This window comes from Streptosporangium nanhuense (assembly GCF_059358815.1).
On sequence record NZ_JCADBG010000001.1, the window covers coordinates 476,210 to 496,313 of the forward strand.

Annotated in this window: 20 protein-coding genes; 10 read left to right on the forward strand and 10 right to left on the reverse strand. The window is 71.4% G+C overall.

Features of this window, described 5'->3' with window-relative positions; genetic code table 11:
- Window positions 1–82: 82 nt before the first annotated feature.
- From AC5L38_RS01970 to AC5L38_RS02000, 7 genes are all read right to left on the reverse strand, one after another.
- A complete protein-coding gene (locus AC5L38_RS01970) occupies window positions 83–217 on the reverse strand; it encodes a SapB/AmfS family lanthipeptide (protein ID WP_495240989.1) in 135 nt (44 codons plus the stop codon).
- A 76-nt stretch (window positions 218–293) separates the two neighbouring features.
- A complete protein-coding gene (locus AC5L38_RS01975) occupies window positions 294–425 on the reverse strand; it encodes a SapB/AmfS family lanthipeptide (RefSeq protein ID WP_495240990.1) in 132 nt (43 codons plus the stop codon).
- 57 nt (window positions 426–482) lie between these two features.
- Entirely contained in the window at window positions 483–617 is a 135-nt protein-coding gene (locus AC5L38_RS01980) for a SapB/AmfS family lanthipeptide (protein WP_389980515.1), read from the reverse strand.
- Between the two features lie 64 nt (window positions 618–681).
- The gene (locus AC5L38_RS01985) at window positions 682–813 is read right to left on the reverse strand and encodes a SapB/AmfS family lanthipeptide (protein ID WP_389926067.1); all 132 of its coding nucleotides are present in this window, start codon (window positions 811–813) and stop codon (window positions 682–684) included.
- A 4-nt stretch (window positions 814–817) separates the two neighbouring features.
- Complete coding sequence (gene lanKC / locus AC5L38_RS01990; protein WP_495240991.1) at window positions 818–3,487, reverse strand: class III lanthionine synthetase LanKC; 2,670 nt, start codon at window positions 3,485–3,487, stop codon at window positions 818–820.
- 148 nt (window positions 3,488–3,635) lie between these two features.
- Window positions 3,636–4,337, reverse strand: coding sequence for a sensor histidine kinase (locus AC5L38_RS01995; RefSeq protein WP_495240992.1), 702 nt, complete (start codon window positions 4,335–4,337; stop codon window positions 3,636–3,638).
- 343 nt (window positions 4,338–4,680) lie between these two features.
- Window positions 4,681–5,394 carry a M50 family metallopeptidase gene (locus AC5L38_RS02000; RefSeq protein WP_495240993.1) on the reverse strand — a complete coding sequence of 238 codons (714 nt, stop codon included), beginning with the start codon at window positions 5,392–5,394 and terminating at the stop codon, window positions 4,681–4,683.
- 83 nt (window positions 5,395–5,477) lie between these two features.
- Here AC5L38_RS02000 and AC5L38_RS02005 point away from each other — a divergent pair, with 83 nt between their 5' ends.
- Genes AC5L38_RS02005 through AC5L38_RS02015 form a run of 3 tightly spaced genes read left to right on the forward strand, consistent with a single transcriptional unit; the run spans window position 5,478 to window position 8,044 of the window.
- Window positions 5,478–6,395, forward strand: a complete 918-nt coding sequence (locus AC5L38_RS02005) for an amidohydrolase family protein (protein ID WP_495241534.1) — start codon at window positions 5,478–5,480, stop codon at window positions 6,393–6,395.
- A gap of 16 nt (window positions 6,396–6,411) precedes the next feature.
- The gene (locus AC5L38_RS02010; RefSeq protein WP_495240994.1) at window positions 6,412–6,888 is read left to right on the forward strand and encodes a nuclear transport factor 2 family protein; all 477 of its coding nucleotides are present in this window, start codon (window positions 6,412–6,414) and stop codon (window positions 6,886–6,888) included.
- A gap of 10 nt (window positions 6,889–6,898) precedes the next feature.
- On the forward strand, window positions 6,899–8,044 hold the full coding sequence (locus AC5L38_RS02015; RefSeq protein WP_495240995.1) for a magnesium and cobalt transport protein CorA: 1,146 nt from the start codon (window positions 6,899–6,901) through the stop codon (window positions 8,042–8,044).
- 46 nt (window positions 8,045–8,090) lie between these two features.
- On the opposite strand, the gene AC5L38_RS02020 is transcribed toward AC5L38_RS02015, so the two are convergent.
- Together AC5L38_RS02020 and AC5L38_RS02025 are read right to left on the reverse strand one after the other, a co-directional pair.
- Window positions 8,091–8,609: a hypothetical protein gene (locus AC5L38_RS02020; protein ID WP_495240996.1), complete on the reverse strand. Its 519-nt coding sequence runs from the start codon at window positions 8,607–8,609 to the stop codon at window positions 8,091–8,093.
- Between the two features lie 160 nt (window positions 8,610–8,769).
- Entirely contained in the window at window positions 8,770–10,986 is a 2,217-nt protein-coding gene (locus AC5L38_RS02025; RefSeq protein ID WP_495240997.1) for a thiamine pyrophosphate-dependent enzyme, read from the reverse strand.
- A gap of 1,019 nt (window positions 10,987–12,005) precedes the next feature.
- On the opposite strand from AC5L38_RS02025, the gene AC5L38_RS02030 reads away from it, so the two are divergent.
- The gene (locus AC5L38_RS02030; RefSeq protein ID WP_495240998.1) at window positions 12,006–12,161 is read left to right on the forward strand and encodes a hypothetical protein; all 156 of its coding nucleotides are present in this window, start codon (window positions 12,006–12,008) and stop codon (window positions 12,159–12,161) included.
- 225 nt (window positions 12,162–12,386) lie between these two features.
- A complete protein-coding gene (locus AC5L38_RS02035) occupies window positions 12,387–13,253 on the forward strand; it encodes a universal stress protein (protein WP_495240999.1) in 867 nt (288 codons plus the stop codon).
- Here AC5L38_RS02035 and AC5L38_RS02040 read toward each other — a convergent pair.
- Entirely contained in the window at window positions 13,250–13,930 is a 681-nt protein-coding gene (locus tag AC5L38_RS02040) for an SACE_7040 family transcriptional regulator (RefSeq protein WP_495241000.1), read from the reverse strand. The genes AC5L38_RS02035 and AC5L38_RS02040 overlap by 4 nt on opposite strands.
- A gap of 147 nt (window positions 13,931–14,077) precedes the next feature.
- Between AC5L38_RS02040 and AC5L38_RS02045 the strand changes: the two genes are divergently transcribed.
- The 5 genes from AC5L38_RS02045 to AC5L38_RS02065 are packed head-to-tail and all read left to right on the forward strand — an operon-like array spanning window position 14,078 to window position 20,067.
- Window positions 14,078–15,646, forward strand: a complete 1,569-nt coding sequence (locus AC5L38_RS02045) for a carboxyl transferase domain-containing protein (RefSeq protein WP_495241001.1) — start codon at window positions 14,078–14,080, stop codon at window positions 15,644–15,646.
- A 35-nt stretch (window positions 15,647–15,681) separates the two neighbouring features.
- Complete coding sequence (locus tag AC5L38_RS02050; RefSeq protein WP_495241535.1) at window positions 15,682–17,691, forward strand: acetyl/propionyl/methylcrotonyl-CoA carboxylase subunit alpha; 2,010 nt, start codon at window positions 15,682–15,684, stop codon at window positions 17,689–17,691.
- Window positions 17,688–17,957, forward strand: coding sequence for a hypothetical protein (locus AC5L38_RS02055; protein WP_495241002.1), 270 nt, complete (start codon window positions 17,688–17,690; stop codon window positions 17,955–17,957). Before AC5L38_RS02050 ends, AC5L38_RS02055 begins: the two co-directional genes overlap by 4 nt.
- The gene (locus AC5L38_RS02060) at window positions 17,957–18,907 is read left to right on the forward strand and encodes a hydroxymethylglutaryl-CoA lyase (protein WP_495241003.1); all 951 of its coding nucleotides are present in this window, start codon (window positions 17,957–17,959) and stop codon (window positions 18,905–18,907) included. The genes AC5L38_RS02055 and AC5L38_RS02060 overlap by 1 nt, the downstream gene beginning before the upstream one ends.
- A 2-nt stretch (window positions 18,908–18,909) precedes the next feature.
- Window positions 18,910–20,067: an acyl-CoA dehydrogenase family protein gene (locus AC5L38_RS02065; RefSeq protein WP_495241004.1), complete on the forward strand. Its 1,158-nt coding sequence runs from the start codon at window positions 18,910–18,912 to the stop codon at window positions 20,065–20,067.
- The last annotated feature ends 37 nt before the right edge of the window (window positions 20,068–20,104 follow it).

Here is a 20,104-nt window from a genome sequence, read left to right on the forward strand (position 1 = left end):
GTCCTCGACGTCGCGGGCCCTCCCGGAACGGGGAGTGCCCGGGACGGCCGCCGTCGCTGGCCGTCCCGGGCACGGGGTCTTACTAGTGGCAGAGCACGACGCTCAGGTTGCTGGGCTTGCCGGAGTTGCAGCCGAGAACGGTCAGCGTGCTACCGCCGCCGCCGCCGTGGCCGCCGCCGTCGGGGGTCTCCAGGGACTGCAGGTCGAGAAGGACCATGGGATTGCCTCACTTCTGATGAGAACTCTGATGAGAACGTGGTGGAACCGAACCGATATCGGGAAAAGCGGGCTGCCTAGTGGCAGAGCACGACGCTCAGGTTGCTGGGCTTGCCGGACTGGCAGCCCAGGACCGTGAGGGTGCTGCCGCCGCCACCGCCGCCACCGCCGGTGGGGGTCTCCAGGGACTGCAGGTCGAGAAGGACCATGGGAGGTGCTCCGTTTCTACGGGTTCTACGGGTTCTGGAAGCTGTGGAACGGAAGGACTAGTGGCAGAGCAGAAGGCTCAGGTTGCTGGGCTTGCCGGACTGGCAGCCCAGGACGGTCAGCGTGCTGCCGCCACCGCCGCCGCCGTGGCCGCCGCCGGGGGTCTCCAGGGACTGCAGGTCGAGAAGGACCATGGGATTGCCTCACTTCTGATGAGAACTCGGTGGGAACCGAACCGATATCGGGAAAAGCGGTTGCCTAGTGGCAGAGGACGACGCTCAGGTTGCTGGGCTTGCCGGACTGGCAGCCCAGGACCGTGAGAGTGCTGCCGCCGCCACCGCCGTGGCCGCCGGTGGGGGCCTCCAGGGACTGCAGGTCGAGAAGAACCATGTCGTTACACCTCCTTCGATGTGTCGTGACGGGAGCCAAACCGCCCGGCGGATCCGTGCGCGGACACCCCTGCCGGGGTGCTCGTGCCGCCGGGCGGCTCGATGAAGGGGAGGAACACCGGCCGGTCGTGCAGCACGGCGCTCATCGCGAACAGGACTCCGGCCGTACCGGTCGCGAAGTCCATCGAAAGCCGGAGCAGCTGGTTGCCGGGGAAGGCCAGCCCGCCGCCGTGGGGCAGCGCGTGCCAGTCCAGTCCGCGGAGCTGCTCGGCCAGGTCTGTGTGGTCGGCACCCGGGTCGATACCAGGGGCGGCGCGGGGGGCTCCCGGCTCGGGCCCCAGGCCCCAGCCGAGGCTGCCGATCATGCCGCTCCGGCCGGTGAACAGGCCGGACTGCACGAAGTAGCGTCCCCGGGTGACGCGCCGGCAGCCGTCGAGCGCGGCGCGGAAGCCCTCGTCCTCGCGGTGGGCCAGGTAGCGGGCGAGGACCAGGCCGATGCCCACCGACCCCTCGTCCAGGTAGGGCAGCGTGCGCCAGCCCTGGTCGACCTGGAGGGTGCCGTCCTCGCCGGTGGCGCAGCGCCGTAGGTCCTGCCGCAGTGCCACGGCCGCCCGCTCGAGCAGCGACGCGTCGCCGGTGCGCTCGTAGGCGTGCAGGAAGAGGAGAGCGGGCCCGGAGGAGCCGTACATCAGCCCGGCACGGGGGTGGCTGCCGCCGCTCACCTCCGGCACGTCGTCGGGCCCGCCCAGCCTGTCGGAGCAGATGCCGGTGATCTGCAGGGCCACCTCGGTGAAGGTCCGCTCGCCGGTGGTCCCGCCCAGGTGGAGGAGGTTCAGGCCCATGCCGGCCAGGCCGCCGAACAGCCCGAGCTCCAGCGCCTCCCACTTCTGGCGCAGGCACAGGTCGGCGGTGTCGATCGCGTCCTGGCGGTGGCCGAGCAGGTCGAGGACGTAGGCCACGCCGTGCAGGCCGTCGTAGAAGCCGATCCCCGTCCCCGGGTCGGGGGCGAGCGCCTTCGCGCGCAGCCAGTCCTCGTACTCGGGACGGCGCTCGGCGCCGGTGGCGGCCAGCGCGTAGAGCACGCCCGCCGCGCCGTACGCGAGGTTGACGCCCCCGCCGGGCTGGAACTGGGCGACGTCGCCGGGGAAGAGCCGGTCCTCGCGCTCGGGGGTGGCGCTCGCCAGGATGGCCCGGGTCATCGCCTCCCGCAGCCGGGGCCAGTCGTCGAGCCCCGGCTTCGGGTACGGCGTGGCCGCCGCGGGTTCGGGGCCCGTGACGGTCAGGACCGCCTCGTCGAGCACCTCGCGCGGCACCGGGAAGGTCTCGCCGATGAGCCTGGCCAGCTCGGCCACCTTGGCGCGGTCGAGCGGCAGCATGATCGTGAGCTGGGGGGCGAACAGCCCGAGGCAGAGGCAGGCGAGGGCGTACAGGTCGACGTCGACACCCTGCCGGTCGGCCGGCGCGCCGAACGCCGGGTGGGCGAGCGCGGCGCGGCCGCGGTCCTCGGTGAGGGTCGCCACCTCGTAGTCGATCAGGGCCAGGCGGCCGTCCTCGGTCACCAGGATGTTGTTCGGGTGCAGGTCGCCGAAGACCACCCCGCGCTCGTGCAGGGACACGACCGCCCGGCGCACCTTGGGGAGCATGTCGAGCACCCAGGCGGTGTACTCCGCGAGGGCCTCGTCGTCGCAGGTCGCCCTGGTCAGCGGGTACTTGTGCACGAGCTGCCGCTGCAGCGGGTTGCCGTCGACGAACTCCTCGACCAGGAAGTGGTGCCCGCCCAGGGTGAAGTAGTCGATCAGCGCGGGCACCGCGTCCAGCCCGGCCAGGCGCTCCAGCATGTCGCGCTCGTGGGCCAGCCGCGCCACCGCGTCCCGGCCGGCGGCGTCCAGGCCGGCGTGCGGGCGGGCCTCCTTCAGCACGACCCGCTCCCCGGTGCGCAGGTCCTCGCCCAGGTAGACGCCGCCGCCGTTGGAGAACTGCATGACGCTCTCGACCCGGTACGGCAATCCCTCGGTGGTGACCGCGTTGCGGGCGGCCACGTGGGGTTCGAGGAAGGTGGGCAGCGTCACCCAGGACGGCACGCCGAACGACGGCTCGCGCACGTCGGGGACGAGCCGGCCCTCGCCGTCCTCGATGGCCAGCACCAGCTCGCCGTTGTCGGCCAGGCAGCGCCGCCCGGCGAAACCGCCGTACCGCACGAAGAGCGGGCCCTGGCCGTAGCGCAGGTCGCTGAGGATGTACGGCCCCTCGACGCCCCGCAGCAGCTCGTCGAGCTCCTTGAGCGTGAGCTCCAGCTGCGCCTCGTCCACCGGGTAGATCGTCACGAGCTTCCCGCTGGCGCCCCGGGGGGCGGCCTTGGAGTTCAGCATGGTCATGACCGGCAGGCTGCGCAGGAACTTGAACGCGATGTCGCGGGGGACGCAGTAGTCCCAGACCGCCTCTATGGCGCGGTCGGCGTCCTCGGCGCGGGCGGAGACGTGGATCTTCCAACCCTGGGCGGGGGTGCGACCGGCGAGCGGCGCGTAGTGCATCCAGGTGTCGGTCGCCTGGTGCTGCCAGCCGTCCGGGACATCCCGGGCAGCGAGCGCGAAATCAGGGTGATCGCCCCGGCGGCCGTCAAGCGTGTCATAAAAAAGCGGGTCCGCCAGGCAATAAAGTTCATACTGGTCATCCACGGCATTCTCCCCTGCTGTCTTCCAGAAGAGAGAATTACGGATAACCCGAGAAACCACTAGTTACAAACTAAACCACTCGCATATGCGAAACTCACACTGTCAACCGTGAAGGTGTGCGCTACCTGCGCTTTCGCGATGGACGTGAAGGTTATTCGGAAAAAATACCCGGAACTTCGGCTATCAGGGTGAACCACCCGTCGGTGCCGCCGGCCACCCGCACCGTGCCGCCCAGTTCGCCCAGGCGGTGGCCCAGGTTGCCCACGCCGCTGCCGGTGGAGGGCGTCTCCCTCCGGGGGGCTCCGTCGTTGACGACGGTCAGGCGCAGCAGGCCGCCGTGCTCGACCAGCTCGATCGCGCACCGCTTCACCTGGCTGTGCCGGAGCATGTTCGTCACGCCCTCGCGGACCACGGCGCCCAGCGTCGCGCTCACGGCCTCGGGAAGCTCGTCCACGTCCACCCGGACCGAGCAGTAGGCGCCGAAGCCCTCCATCAACGTCCTGGCCCGCGCGGCCTCACCGGAGAACGACAGCCGGTGGCGGGCCTCCGACACGTTCCGCACGGCGTGCGAGGCCTGTCGTACGGCCTGCAGCACCTCTTCCAGGTCCGCGCGCAGGCGCGCGTCGCCGCCGGCCTTCCGGTGGGCGAGCTCCCCCTTGATGGACGCCAGCCAGAGCCAGTGCCCCACGATGTCGTGCATGTCGCGGGCGAATCCCTCGTATGCCCTGGTGAGCGCTGTTTCCCGCTCGGCGCGAAGCCGCCTGAGCCGCCGGGCGAGCATGAGCGTCACGCCCAGCGAGGCGAGCAGGACACCCGCCCCGGCCGCTCCTACGAGGTAAGCGGGGTGGGGCATGGAGCGCCTCTCGCAGGAGAAATGATATCCCCGATAATAAACTCAAAAAATTTGTTGAATGTCAATGAACAAGAGACGGTTCCGCGGTGCGATACGGAAGTGTATGGGTTGTCGCAAAGTCAGTATGAAATACAGTGATTGGTCCATCTAATACTCTGTCCGTAAATCGTGACCATCCTGTTGCGGGGCCTCTCGCCGGTCGCGGGACCGGAGGTGACGGCCCCTCCGGCGCGACGGCGCGACGGTGGAACCCGGGCCTCGGAAAGGCCCGGGCTTCGGAAAGGCTCTGGTTTCGGAAGGGCCCGAGCTTGCGGGGAGTTCGAGTTCTGGAGGGGCCCGGGTCTCAGATGAGCCTGAGCGCCGTGGGCAGCAGCAAATAGGCCCCGGCCACCAGGCACGCGCCCGCCACCATCAGGAACAGGAACACCCAGAACCCGCCGGGCAGGAAGGTCAGCCTGGCGAGCTGGTCGGCGTCGGAGTCGGGCGCCTGGTGGCGGCGCCGCTTGCGCTGGAGCTCCACGATCGGCCGCACGCCCCCCAGCAGCAGGAACCACACCGCCAGGTAGGCCAGGACGGCGTCCATGTCGGGGGCCGCGTACCAGGTGAAGGCGAAGATGGCGCCCCCGGTGGCCAGCAGGCTCACCACGCCGAACAGGTTGCGGATCAGCAGCAGCATGCAGAACAGCAGCCCGATCACGATCGTGATCAGCACCGTCACGTATCCGGAGGCGGTCAGCCACGCCCCGCCCAGCCCCAGCAGGGACGGGGCGACGTATCCGGCGGCGGCGGTCAGGATCATGCCGAACCCCCGGGGCTTGCCCCTGGTCAGGGTCACGCCCGAGGTGTCGGAGTGCAGCCGGATGCCCTCCAGCTTGCGCCGGGTGAGCAGCGCCACCAGCGCGTGCCCGCCCTCGTGGGCGATGGTGATCAGCCCTCGCGACAGCTGCCAGGAGGTGGGCCACGACACCACGCCCAGCGCGGTCAGGGCGGACAGCAGCACGACCCACAGGGGCGGCCCGGAACGGGTCGTGGTCAGGGTCACCCAGAGGTCGGACAACGCTCGTTTCTCCTTCGCGGTGTGAGAGCAAAGCGTCCCACGACTGCCGGTGTGCTGGCGATAAAGTCGGATCCGTGCCGAACATGATTCCGGAGCTCGCGGACGCGGACGTCCCCGCCTGGTGGCGAGGGCTGGGCCTGCCGGGGCTGGCGGACGTGCACGTCCACTTCCTGCCGGAGCGGATGGAACGTCGAGTCTGGCACCATTTCGAACACGACGGTCCCCTGATGGGGAACGGATGGCCGATCCACTACCGGCTGCCCGCGGGGGAACGGGTCGCCAGGTTGCGGGCCCTGGGGGTGAGGGTCTTCTCCGCCCTGGCCTACGCGCACCGGCCGGGCATGGCCGAGAGCCTCAACGAATGGACGCTCGACTTCGCCGCCCGTACCCCCGGATGTCTTCCCTCGGCCACCTTCTACCCCGAACCTGGAGTCCTCGGTCATGTCCGGGACGCGCTCGGCCGAGGGGCGCGGATCTTCAAGGTCCACCTCCAGATCGGCGACTTCGACCCCCGGCTCAAGGAGATCGACGACGTGTGGGGGCTGCTGGCCGATCGGGGGGTGCCCGTCGTCGTGCACGCCAGCTCGATCCCGCTGCCCGGCCGGCACACGGGGCCGGGGCCGATCGCCGGGGTGCTGGACCGCCACCCGGACCTGCCGGTGATCGTCGCGCACCTCGGCATGCCGGAGTACGACGAGTTCCTCGAACTGGCCGAGACCTTCCCCGGCGTGCGGCTCGACACCACGATGACCTTCACCGACTTCGCCGAGCGCGACATGCCGTTCCCCCGGCGCCTCCTGCCGCGCCTGCGTGACCTCGGCCTGGCCGGCAAGGTCCTGCTCGGCAGCGACTTCCCGGCCATCCCCTACCCGTACGCCCACCAGCTCCACGCGCTCGGCCGCCTCGGTCTCGGCGACGACTGGCTCCGCGCGGTGTGCTGGAGCAACGCGGACAATCTTCTCGACCTGTCCGCGCACTACACTCGGTCAGCAGGACATTGATGACCGGGAGAAACTCGTGAACGATCGGAACGCCGAGCTCATCAAGACGTTCTACGACGCCTTCGCGCGCCGCGACGCCGACGCGATGGAGCTCTGCTACCACCCCGACGTCACCTTCGGTGACCCCGTCTTCCAGGATCTCGAAGGACGCGACAGGGTGATGGGCATGTGGCGGATGCTGCTGGGCCGCAGCGCCGACCTCGACGTGACCGTCCGCGACATCACCGCCCGCCCGCACGAGGGTACGGCGCACTGGACCGGCCGCTACACCTTCGGCAAGACGGGCAGGAAGGTCGTCAACGAGGTCGACGCCCTCTTTCGCTTCGAGGACGGGCTGATCGTCCGCCACCACGACGACTTCGACCTCAAACGCTGGTCCAAGATGGCGATGGGCCGGCCGGTCGGTATCGTCCTCGGCTGGACCCCGATGCTCAGGGCGAAGATCCGTACCACCGCGATGCGGTCGCTGCAGGAGTTCATGAGCGCCCGATGAGGAGAGACGCGTGACCGACCGGCGAATGCGGGGCCTGCGGAGCCTGATGCGCGGGCGTCCCGGCACCGGTCAGGAGTCCCCCGAGCGGTCGATGGACCCCAGGTCCGCCGGCGACGGGCGCCCGGTCCCGCCCCGCTCCCGCGTCATCGACAACGCGATCTACGTCGGCGGTCATCGCGCCGCGACCCCCGAGTCGCTGCCCGACGCCTTCGAACGCCTGAAGAACACCCCGGGCAGCATGGCCTGGATCGGCTTCTACCGGCCGGAGGACGGCGTCATCCTCAACGTCGCCGAGGAGTTCGACCTGCACGAGCTGGCGGTCGAGGACGCCATCGTCGCCCACCAGCGCCCCAAGGCCGACCGCTACGGCGACACCCTGTTCGTGGTGCTCCGCCCGGCCCGCTATCTCGACGAGACCGAGGAGGTCGACTTCGGCGAGCTGCACGTCTTCGTCGGCCAGAACTTCGTGATCACCGTACGGCACAGCGAGGCGCCCGACCTGTCCCAGGTCCGCCGCCGCATGCAGCACGACCCCGAGCTGCTCGGCCAGGGCCCGCAGGCGGTGCTCTACGCCATCCTCGACGCGGTCGTCGACGGCTACGCCCCCGTGGTCGCCGGCCTGCAGAACGACATCGACGAGATCGAGGTCCAGGTCTTCGGCAACGAGCCCGGCGTCTCCCGCCGCATCTACGAGCTGTCGCGCGAGGTGATCGAGTTCCAGCGGGCCACCCAGCCGCTCCTCGGCATGATCGAGGGCTTCATCGCGGGTGCCGCCAAGTACGGGGTGGACCAGGAGCTGCAGAGATACCTGCGGGACGTGGCCGACCACGCGATCACCGTCGCCGAGCGGGTCAGCGGGTTCCGCCAGATGCTCCACGACATCCTCGTGGTCAACTCGACCATGGTCGCCCAGGCCCAGAACGAGCACATGACCAACCTCACCGAGGCGAGCAACGCCCAGAACGAGGAGGTCAAGCGGATCTCCGCCTGGGCCGCGATCCTGTTCGCCCCCACCCTGGTCGGCACCATCTACGGCATGAACTTCGACGTGATGCCCGAGATCCACTGGAAGTGGGGCTATCCCTTCGCGGTCCTGCTCATGGCGGGCGTCTGCCTCACCCTCTATCTGGTGTTCAAACGCCGCGACTGGCTCTGACCCCGCCGCGGGCCCCGGACCTCCGGCCCGGGGCCCGCCGACGGAATCAGTTGAGCTTGGCCAGAATCAGGTCCAGCTTGCCTTCCATGGAGTCCATCCGGCCTTCCATGGAGCCCATCCGGCCGTCGAGGCCGTCCACCTTGGTCTCCAGGCTGCTGACCTTGGTTTCGAGGTTGTCGACCTTGGTGTCAAGGCTGCTGACCTTGGTTTCGAGGTTGTCGACCTTGGTGTCGAGGCTGCTGACCTTGGTTTTCAGGTCACCCACCTCATTCCCCAGGTTGTCGACCTTGGTGTCAAGGCTGCTGACCTTGGCTTTCAGGTCACCCACCTCACTCCCCAGGTCGTCCACCTTGGTGGAGAGCGCGAAGAGATCCTCCTTGGTGGCCATCCTGTTCATGATCTCTTCGAACATCGGCGAGGTGTAGGTCATGACCTCCTCGCGAATGATCTTGGGGAGATCGCGCAAGGTCTCCTTCGTGTCCGCCAAGTCCTCGCCGGTCCTGAAAGCGCAGGCCTCCAGGACCACCATGCGCTTGACGGTGTTCGTGTTCGCCACGTCGGGCATGCTACCTCCTGCTGTCGGGGGAATGGAGGGGTGACCTGCCGACGGCCAAGGGCCATGTACCGTTGCGGCGTGCGACCAATTGAACACGTTCCGGTGGCGCGGTGAGGATGATTCCGGGATTCCGGGATTCAGAGGTGAGAGGTGCCGGGCCGGGAGCGGGTCAGCCGAGCAGCTTGCGGGCGGCAGCCTCGATCTCGGCCTCCGACAGCAGCACGTGCCGGGCCGCCTCGCCCAGCGGGACGAAGCTGTCGGAGGAGGTCACCCGGGCCACCCTGCCGGTGAAACCGGCGTCGAGCAGCTCGGCGAGGATGCTCTCCGAGACGCCCCCGGTGCGGCGGGTCTCGTCGGCGATCAGCACCTTGCCGGTCAGCTCGGCGGCCCGCATCAGGTCCTCCACCGGCAGGGGGGAGAGCCAGCGCAGGTCCAGGACCCGGCAGCCGTGCCCCTCGGCGGTGAGCCGCACCGCGGCGCGCAGGCTCATCCGCAGGCCGTTGCCGAAGGTCACGATGGTCAGGTCGCGGCCGTCGCCGTAGCTGCGGGCCCGCCCGATCGGGATGTGCGTCTCCGCCCACCGGACCGGTGGGGCGTACGGGGCGAGCCAGCCGTTGTCGCCCTCCTCGAACATGTCGCGGGTGTTGTACAGGGCGATGGGCTCGAGGAAGACGCAGACGCTGCCGTCGACGCGGGCGGCGGCCAGGCAGGTGCGCAGCATCGAGGCGGCGTCGTCGGGCCGGGCGGGGGAGGCCACGACCAGGCCCGGGATGTCACGCAGCGCGGCGACCGAGTTGTCGTTGTGGAAGTGGCCGCCGAAGCCCTTCTGGTAGGCGTAGGAGGCGACGCGCAACACCATCGGGTTGCGGAAGGCCCCCTTGGAGAAGAACTGGAGCGTCGCGGCCTCGCCCCGGATCTGGTCCAGGGCGTTGTGCAGGTACGCCAGATACTGGATCTCGGGCACCGGCAGCAGGCCGGAGACCCCGGAGCCGAGCGCCAGGCCGAGCACGGCCTGCTCGTCCAGATGGGTGTCGAACACCCGGCCGGGACCGAAGCGTTTCTGCAGGCCGCGGGTGACGCCGTAGACGCCGCCCTTGCGCGCCACGTCCTCGCCGAAGACCAGCACGTCGGGGTGGACGGCCAGCGCGTCGGCGAGGGTGCGGTTGACGGACTGGGAGAAGGTCAGCGGGCCCTCCTGCTCCGGGAGCCTGCCCGCGAAGGCCCTCGCCCTGGCGTCCGGGGGCGCGACCTGGGCGCTGGCCGCGGCGACGGCCGCGGGGGTGCGCGGGGCGAGCGGCTCCACGATGTCGAAGGCGGAGACCAGCCGGGGGCGCCGGGAGCTCTCCATCGCCATCTTGAACAGGTGCTCGCGCGTCGTCTCGTACCGCAGCAGCAGCTCGTCGGGGGTGGTCAGGCCGGCCTCCACGAGGAGCCTGGCCGTCGCCACGAGCGGGTCGCGCGCCAGGTCGGCGTCGATCTCCCGCTTGGTCCGGTAGGACAGCTCCACGTCCGAGCCCGCGTGGCCCATCAGCCGGACGGTGCCGACGTGCAGCAGGGCGGGGGCGCGGTGCGTGCGGACGTGCTCGGCGGCGGCCAGCGCCACGTCGTGGACGTCGGCGAGGTCGCAGCCGTCGGCCTCGAAGTATCTCATCAGCGGGTGGCGGGCGGCCCTGACCCAGCCGTCGGGGGTGCGCACGCTGATGCCCAGGCCGTTGTCCTCGCAGACGAACAGGATCGGCAGCGGCAGCTTCTGGTACGAGCCGTAGGCGGCCGTGTTGAGGCCCGACAGGGCGCTGGCGTGGTTCGTCGAGGCGTCGCCGAAGCTGCACGTCGCGATCGCGTCGGCGGGCCACGGGCCCGGCAGGCCGAGCTGGCGGGCGCGCTCGATGGCGAAGGCCACGCCCACCGCGCGGGGCAGGTGGCTGGCGATCGTGGAGGTCTGCGGGATCACCGCCAGGTCGGGGTGGCCGAAGACCTTGTGCCGCCCGCCCGCCACCGGCTCCTCGACCGAGGCGGTCAGGCCGAGCAGCACGTCGCGCAGCCCCTCCTCGGGCAGCCGTCCCGCCATCGCCGACCGGGTCAGGTAGAAGGCGCCGGACCGGTAGTGCAGGAGGGCGGGGTCGGTGGCGCGCAGCGCGGCGGCGACCGCGGCGTTGCCCTCGTGCCCGGCCGAGCCGATGGTGTAGAAGCCCTCGCCCTGCTCGCGCAGCCAGCGGGCGGTGACGTCCAGCAGCCTGCTGCCGAGCTGGAACTCGAACAGCTCGCGGCAGCGGGCGCCCGTCAGGGTCGTGCCCTCCCGCACGGGCAGGCCGGGATCGCGCGGCGCCCCCGGGGAAAGGGCGGTCACGGCCTCGGTGAAATGGGTCTCAACAGTGTCGCGCGCCACAGCCCGATTATGTCCCCCATGGATGGATGGCGTCCTCAACCTTGACATCTTTGATGCGTACGGACTCGCGGACCGATCGTATTTAACCGTTATTCATGACGGCTTGTCAGGGCTGTTTTTACCGGTCCGCCCGATGAATACGGCCGAGCTTCGAAGCGGGGGCGGACCAGCATATGGGGCGGAAGCCCCGAAGGGTCGAAGCCATTCGTTTCCGGGTCCAGTGTTCCGATCCATGGGCATCTCGCGGGCCTGTTGCCACAAGCCGTTCCTCCTGCGGACTTCCCGCGGGGGGTGTCTTTGCCATCGGCGGATACGACGGCTGCCAGCATCTTCGGAGTTCATGTCCATCACGCCAGTCACACTGGTCACACCAGTAGGTGGAGACGCACATGCTTGGAAAGCTGATTCTGACCGGGGCGGTGGGGGCGGCCGTCATGCTGCCTGCCGTGGCCCACGCCGCCGTGCCGTTTCCGGATACGGCGTCGCCCGTGCCGGCGCTCTCCGGAGACACGCCGGTACCCGGGATACCGGCCCCGGCCGCATCGGCCGCCTGGGGCGCATCGGCGCCCGGAGGCGCACCGGTGCCCGGAGGCGCACCGGTGCAGGGGGCCGCGTCGATGTCCGCGCTGTCAACCTCGGCCGCGACGCCGCCCCCGCCTCCGGGGGGATGGGGCGATCCCGGGGCGCCTGGCACCCCGCCGCCGCCGGGCGACATGCTGCCGCCCGGCGCCACCCCGCCGTCCGAAGGCCTTCCGCCGGGTGCCGTCCCGCCGCCCGGCCCCCCGCCCGGCGCCACCCCGCCGTCCGACGGTCTCCCGCCCGGTGCTGTGCCGCCGCCCGGTACTCCTCCCGGCACCGTCCCGCCCGGTACGACCCCGCCGTCCGACAGTCTCCCGCCGGGTGCTGTGCCGCCGCCCGGTACTCCTCCCGGCACCGTCCCGCCCGGTACGACTCCGCCGGTCGACGGTCTCCCGCCCGGCGCTGTGCCGCCGCCCGGTGCCACCCCGCCGGGCGCCGTCGTGCCGCCCGCGACCGTCCCGCCGGTCGTCGTCCCCACGCCGGTGATCTTCGCCGCTCCGGGTACCCCGCTCGTGGTCACGTCGGCCGTCGCCGCCTGGGCGAGCACGCTCTGCACGCCGGTCGGCGTCGCGACGGTGGTCGGTTCTTGCCTGTGACGACCCGTTCCCGCGACGGTTCGTGCCTGTGACGGTTCATGCCCATGACGGTCCGGGCCTGTGACGGTCCGGGCCGGTCGTGAGCGCCCTCCCGCCGCCCCCGGGCGGGAGAAGGCGTCTTTGCCGATATGAGCCGCAAAACACGAAGAGTCTTGTGAAAGCACGTCCTTCTCGGCGGGCGGATCGGAGAAGGATGGAAAGGAGTGACGCGGGAGAGGAGCCGCAATGCCGGTACAGGACGAAGGGCGACCCGTGGTCGCCGGATACGACGGCTCGGCGGAGAGCCGGCTGGCCCTGAGATGGGCCGTCGAGGAGGCCCGCCTGAGATTCCTCCCGCTGCTCGTCTGCCACGCCTGGCAGTGGCCCTACCCCAGGCTCTCCCTCGCCCCCGAGACCACCGAGGTCGTACGCCGCATGGGCAGGCGCGTCCTTGACAGCGGGCTGATGACGGCGCACGAGCTGGCGCCCAAACTGCGGGTGCGCGGGCAGCTGGTGGAGGGGACCCCGGCCGCGGCCCTGGTGAGCCTGTCGGGAGCCGCCGAGCTGATCGCGATCGGCCCGCGTGGCACCGGCGGACCCGACGAGCTGCGGATCGGCTCGACCGTCGAGGTCGCCGCGCACGCCCGCTGCCCGGTGGCCGTCGTCAGGAGGTCCGGTCACCCGCGCGCAGGCCGGGTGGCGATCGCGGTGGAGGACGCCACCCCCGACTCGCACGAGCTGGCCGTCGCCTTCGAGGAGGCGAGGCTGCGCAGGGCGGCACTGCTGATCATCTGCCTCTGCCCCGAGAACGCCCACGACACCAGGCAGGCGGCCGTCCGCTTCAACACCAGCGTCGCGGTGTGGGAGGAGAAGTACCCCACGGTCGAGGTGGAGACCCTGATCGAGACGCGGTCCCACGTCGAGGTGCTCCGCCACGCGGCCGACCGTTCGGACCTGCTGGTGGTCGCCGACCGCGAGCGCGACGACCCGGTGGACCCCGCCATCGGCCCGGTCTGCCGGGTGATGCTGCGCGAGGCGCCCTGCACGATTGTGGTGACCCCCTCGCAGGCGTGGCACGCCTCCCCGCGACGGGAACGCCTCGTCAGGAGTTAGCGTTCCCTAACTTCGAGCACTCCGAGCGTTTCCCGGTCCTGGTTGCTCTGGGTGCCCTGAGTGCTCTGGGTGTCTTGAGTGTCCTGGGTGGCGGCCAGCGCCGCACGGGCCATGCCGCGCAGCAACCCGGCCATCGCCGCGGGCGGCAGCTCGCCCGCGCTGTGCGGGGTGGAGTTGAGCAGCCCGAAGACCGCGTGGGTCGCGGCGCGCAGCCCGGTCTGCGGGCGTCCGGGATAGAGCTCGCTCAGCACGGTGACCCACTCCTCGACGTACAGCCGCTGGAGCCTGCGGATCCGCCGGCGGGCGGGCTCGGGGACGTTGCCCAGCTCCCTGTCGTGCACGGTGATCAGCGCCGGATGGCCGAGCGCGAACTCGATCTGGCAGCCGAGCAGGGCGTCCAGCGCCTGCTCGGCGTCGGCGGCCTCGGTCACCCGGCGCGCGCCCGTGGTGTGCAGGCGCTCGCTGACGTCCAGCAGCATCTCCGCGAGCAGGGCCTCCTTGCCGCTGAAGTGCCGGTAGAGGGCCGGGCCCGAGGTGCCGACCGCGCCGCCGATGTCCTCGATCGAGACGCCGTGGAAGCCGCGCGCGGCGAACAGCCTCGCCGCGGCGTCCAGGATCTCCGCGCGTCGTGAACCGCGGTTGCGGGTGGAAGGCCGAGCAGTCGTCACCCCTCGCATGGTAGACGGTAACGTTAATGATGACTAACATCTGCGATGGAGTTGATGACCGGTGACCCAGCGGCGACGAGGCCGGATGGATCGAACAGGCGCGGATCAGACAGACGCGGATCAGACAGGCCGGGCAGACCGGACGGGGAGGCTCGCATGAGTGGCTGGCCGGTGCTGCGAAGCGCCTGCGACCCGGGTGGCGAGGTGTTCAAGCGCAACGCCGAGGTCAACGAGCGCCTGGTCGCCGACCTCAGGGAACGCGTCGCCGTGGCGGGCCTGGGCGGCCCGGAGAGGTCGCGCGCCCGGCACGTCTCCCGGGGCAAGCTGCTGCCCCGCGACCGCGTCGACTCCCTGCTCGACCCCGGTTCGCGCTTCCTGGAGCTCTCCCAGCTGGCCGCCGGCGGGATGTACGGCGACGCGGCCCCCGCCGCCGGGATCATCACCGGGGTGGGCCGCGTCTCGGGCCGCGAGTGCGTGGTCGTCGCCAACGACGCCACCGTCAAGGGCGGCACCTACTACCCGATCACCGTCAAGAAGCACCTGCGGGCCCAGGAGGTCGCCCTCCACAACAACCTGCCGTGCGTCTATCTCGTCGACTCGGGAGGCGCGTTCCTGCCCAAACAGGACGAGGTCTTCCCCGACCGCGAGCACTTCGGCCGGATCTTCTACAACCAGGCCACCATGTCGGCGCGCGGCATCCCGCAGATCGCCGCGGTCCTGGGTTCCTGCACGGCGGGCGGCGCGTACGTCCCGGCGATGAGCGACGAGGCGGTGATCGTCCGCAACCAGGGCACGATCTTCCTCGGCGGCCCGCCGCTGGTGAAGGCCGCCACCGGCGAGGAGGTCAGCGCCGAGGAGCTGGGCGGCGGCGACCTGCACGCCCGCGTCAGCGGCGTCACCGACCACCTCGCCGACGACGACCGCCACGCGCTGCGGATCGTCCGCGACATCGTCTCCACCCTCGCGCCGCGCACGCCCTCCCCCTGGGAGCGCGCGCCCTCGGAGGAGCCCGCGCACGACCCCCGCGACCTGTACGGCATCGTCCCCGCCGACACCCGCACGCCGTACGACGTCCGCGAGATCATCGCCCGGATCGTCGACGGCAGCAGGTTCGGCGAGTTCAAGGCCGAGTACGGCGCCACGCTCGTCACCGGGTTCGCCCGCATCCACGGCCACCCCGTCGGGATCGTCGCCAACAACGGCATCCTGTTCGGCGAGTCGGCGCTCAAGGGCGCCCACTTCATCGAGCTGTGCGACCGGCGCAACACCCCGCTGGTGTTCCTGCAGAACATCAGCGGGTTCATGGTCGGCAGGGCGTACGAGGCGGGCGGCATCGCCAAGCACGGCGCGAAGATGGTCACCGCCGTCGCCTGCGCCCGGGTGCCCAAGTTCACCGTGGTCGTCGGCGGCTCGTTCGGGGCCGGCAACTACGCGATGGCCGGGCGCGCCTACTCGCCCCGGTTCCTGTGGATGTGGCCGGGCGCCCGCATCTCGGTGATGGGCGGCGAGCAGGCCGCCAACGTGCTGTCCACGGTGGGCGACGCCGACCCCGACGCCATCCGGGCGCAGTACGAGGAGCAGGGCAACCCCTACTACTCCACCGCCCGCCTCTGGGACGACGGGGTCATCGACCCCCTCGACACCCGTACCGTCCTGGGCCTGGCCCTGTCCGCCTCGGCCAACGCCCCCCTCGAACCCGTCGGCTACGGCGTCTTCCGGATGTGACCGCACCCATGACCCTCTCACCCGCACCCCGTCGGATGTTCGACACCGTCCTCGTCGCCAACCGCGGCGAGATCGCCCTGCGGATCACCCGCACCCTCAGGAGGCTGGGAATCCGCTCCGTCGCCGTCCACAGCGACGCCGACGCCGGGGCGCGGCACGTCCGCGAGGCCGACGTCGCGGTGCGGCTGCCCGGCGGCTACCTCGACGCCGACGGCATCCTCGCCGCCGCCGGGGCGACCGGCGCCCAGGCGGTGCACCCCGGATACGGCTTCCTCGCCGAGAACGCGGCCTTCGCCCGGCGCTGCGCGGAGGCCGGGCTCGTCTTCGTCGGCCCGCCGCCGGAGGCCGTGGAGGCGATGGGCGACAAGATCCGGGCCAAGGCCACCGTCTCCGCGGCCGGTGTCCCCGTCGTCCCCGGCGGCGCCGAGCCCGGCGACGACCTTGCCGAGGCGGCCGTACGCGTCGGCTTCCCCGCGCTGATCAAGCCCTCGGCGGGCGGCGGGGGCAAGGGCATGGTGCTCGTGCGCTCCGCCGAGGAGCTGCCGGAGGCGCTCGCCTCCGCCCGGCGCACGGCCGCCGCCGCGTTCGGCGACGCGACCCTGCTGATCGAGCGGTTCGTGGAGAACCCCCGGCACATCGAGATCCAGGTGATGGCCGACGCGCACGGCGGCGTCATCCACCTGGGCGAGCGCGAGTGCAGCCTCCAGCGCCGCCACCAGAAGATCGTCGAGGAGGCGCCGTCCCCGCTCCTCGACGCCGCGACCAGGGCCGCCATGGGCGCGGCGGCGGTCGAGGCCGCCAGGTCCGTCGGCTACACCGGCGCCGGGACGGTCGAGTTCATCGTCCAGGGCGAGACCGGCGACTACTACTTCATGGAGATGAACACCCGCCTTCAGGTCGAGCACCCCGTCACCGAGCTGGTCACCGGCCTGGACCTGGTCGAGCTCCAGCTCAGGGTCGCCGCGGGCGAGCCCCTCCCGCTCACCCAGGACGAGGTGCGCCTCGTCGGCCACGCCGTCGAGGCCCGCGTCTACGCCGAGGACCCCTCCCGGGGCTTCCTGCCGACCGGCGGCCGGGTCCTCGCGCTGCGCGAGCCGCCGGGGGTGCGGGTCGACTCCGGCCTGATGGCCGGGGGGCTGGTCGGCAGCGACTACGACCCGATGCTGTCGAAGGTCATCGCCTGGGGCTCCGACAGGGCGGCGGCCCTGCGGCGGCTCGACGGCGCGCTCGCGGCCACGGCCGTGCTCGGCGTACCCACCAACATCGCCTTCCTGAGGGCCCTGATCGGCCACCCCGCCGTGGTCGCCGGAGACCTCGACACCGGCCTGGTGGAGCGCCACCTCGCCGAGCTGGTCCCCGGCGAGGGCGTTCCCTCCGTCCCCGCCGACGTCCTGGCCACCGCCGCCCTGGTCCTGCACCACGGGCACGTGCCCGCCGCTCCCGCCGACCCGTGGGACGTCCCCGACGGCTGGCGGCTGGGCGAGGCGGCCTGGACGGTCTACCGGCTGGAGACCCGCGAGGGCGTCTCCGAGATCAGGGTCCGCGGCCTGCCCGCCTCGGGAGCCGAGGTCCACCTGCCCGGCGCGGAGGTCGTGCGGGCGCGGCTCGCCGACGAGGGCGACAGGGCCGGGAAGGGTCTTGAGAGCGGCGAGGGCGGCGACCTGCTCGTCACCCTCGGCGAGACCGCGAGGCGCTACGTCGTCGCCAGGGACGGCGGCGACGGCGACACCGTCTGGCTCGGCCGCGACGGCGAGGCCTGGGCGCTCACCCGCCGCCATTTGGGCGACCCCGGTGACCGGGCCGGCGCCGGCGGCCCGGGGGACGGGCTGGTCCGCAGCCCGATGCCCGGCACCGTCCTCGTGGTGAAGGCGGGCCTGGAGGAGCGGGTCACCGAGGGGCAGCCGCTGCTCATCGTGGAGGCGATGAAGATGGAGCACACCGTGACCGCGCCGATCGGCGGGGTCGTCGCCGAGCTGCGGGTCCGGGCGGGCCAGGCGGTCGCCATGGACGCCGTGCTGGCCGTGGTCCGCGGGGAGGAGCCGTGACGGGCGCCGCGCCGGTCGCGGAGGCCGTACGGGACCGCAGGGAGATCACGACGCGGACGGTCAGATGGGCCGTGACACATGGAGACGGCGAGGTCACGGCCGGATGGGTCGCCGAGGTCTCCGAGGTCGCCGGGGTCGGTGGGGTCGGTGGGGTCACAGCACCGGCCACGGGGATCACCGGGATCACCGGGATCGCGGGGACCGTGACGCGCGCGCCGGAGCGGGTCCGGGCGGCGGGGCCGCCCGAGCGGGGGAGGAGAGCGTGATGCGCGAGCCACAGCGGGTCGGGGCGGCGGGGCTGCCCGAACGGGTCACGATCTACGAGGTCGGGCCGCGCGACGGGCTGCAGAACGAGGCCGCGGTGGTGCCCGTCGAGGTCAAGGCCGAGTTCGTCGCCCGGCTGGCCGCCGCGGGGCACCGGGTGATCGAGGCCACCAGCTTCGTGCACCCCAGGTGGGTGCCCCAGCTCGCCGACGCCTCGGAGCTGCTGTCGGTCATGGAACGGGTGCCCGGCGTCCGCTACCCGGTGCTCGTCCCCAACGAGCGCGGCCTCGACCGCGCCCTCGAACACGGCGTCGAGGAGATCGCGATCTTCGCCAGCGCCACCGAGACCTTCGCCGGGAAGAACCTCAACCGGACGCTGGAGTCGCAGTTCGAGATGTTCGAGCCGGTCGTCGCGCGGGCGCTGGCGAACGGCCTGAGGGTGCGGGCCTACGTCTCGATGTGCTTCGGCGACCCGTGGGAGGGCCCGACGCCGGTCGCGCAGGTCGTCTCCGTCGGACGCAGGCTCCTCGACCTGGGCTGCTTCGAGCTGTCGCTCGGCGACACCATCGGGGTCGGCACCCCCGGCCACGTCGCCGCGCTGATCGAGGCCTTCGGCGGGCCCTCCCGGCTCGCGGTGCACTTCCACGACACCTACGGCCAGGCCCTGGCCAACACCCTCACCGCCCTGCGCGAGGGAGTGACCGTCGTCGACGCCTCCACCGGCGGCATCGGCGGCTGCCCGTACGCCGAGAGCGCCACCGGCAACCTCGCCACCGAGGACCTGGTCTGGATGCTGCACGGCCTCGGCGTCGAGACCGGGCTGGACCTCGCCTCGCTGGTGGAGACCAGCACCTGGCTGGCCGCGAGGCTCGGCCGCCCCAGCCCGTCGCGGGTCGTCCAGGCCCTGGGCGAGAACCCGTCCCGCACCACCGCACAGAACGCCGAGGAGTGACCATGCCCAAGCTGACCGAGGAGTACGAGGAGCTTCGCAAGACCGTCGAGGCGTTCGCCCGAGACGTGGTGGCCCCGGTGATCGGGGACCTCTACGAGCGCGAGCAGTTCCCCTACGACATCGTGCGGCAGATGGGGGCGATGGGCCTGTTCGGGCTGCCGATCCCCGAGGAGCACGGCGGCATGGGCGGCGACTACTTCGCGCTCTGCCTGGCCCTGGAGGAGCTGGCCAGGGTCGACTCCAGCGTGTCGATCACCGTCGAGGCCGCGGTGTCGCTGGGCGCGATGCCGATCTACCGGTTCGGCACGCCCGAGCAGCGCGCCGAGTGGCTGCCCAGGCTGACGTCGGGCGAGATGCTCGGCGCCTTCGGGCTCACCGAGCCCGGCGGCGGCTCCGACGTGCCCGGCGGCATGCGTACCACCGCGGTGCTGGACGGCGACGAGTGGGTGATCAACGGTACGAAGGCGTTCATCACCAACTCCGGCACCGACATCACCGGCGTCATCGGCGTGGCCGCGATCACCGGCGAGCGGGCCGGGGGGAAGAAGGAGATCTCCACCATCCTGGTGCCGTCCGGCACCCCCGGCCTCACCGTGTCGAAGAAGTACTCCAAGGTGGGCTGGAACTGCTCCGACACCCGCGAGCTCTCCTTCGACGACTGCCGCGTCCCGGCGGCGAACCTGCTCGGCGAGCGCGGGCGCGGCTACGCGCAGTTCCTGCAGACCCTCGACGAGGGCCGCGTCGCCATCGCCGCCCTGTCCACGGGCCTGGCCCAGGGCTGCGTGGACGAGTCGCTGCGCTACGTCCGCGAGCGCCAGGCCTTCGGCCACCCCATCGGCCACTACCAGGCCATCCAGTTCAAGATCGCCGACATGGAGGTCCGTACCCACACCGCCCGCCTGGCCTACCACCACGCGGCCGAGAAGATGCTCGCCGGGGAGCCGTTCAAGAAGGAGGCCGCGATCGCCAAACTCGTCGCCGGCGACGCCGCCATGGACAACGCCCGCGACGCCACCCAGATCTTCGGCGGGTACGGGTTCATGAACGAGTACCCGGTGGGCCGCTTCTACCGCGACGCCAAGATCTTGGAGATCGGCGAGGGCACGAGCGAGGTCCAGCGGATGCTGATCGCCAGGGAGCTGGGAATCTCCGGCCTCTGACCGTTCATCTCCGGTGCCGGCAGCCGCCTCCCAGCAC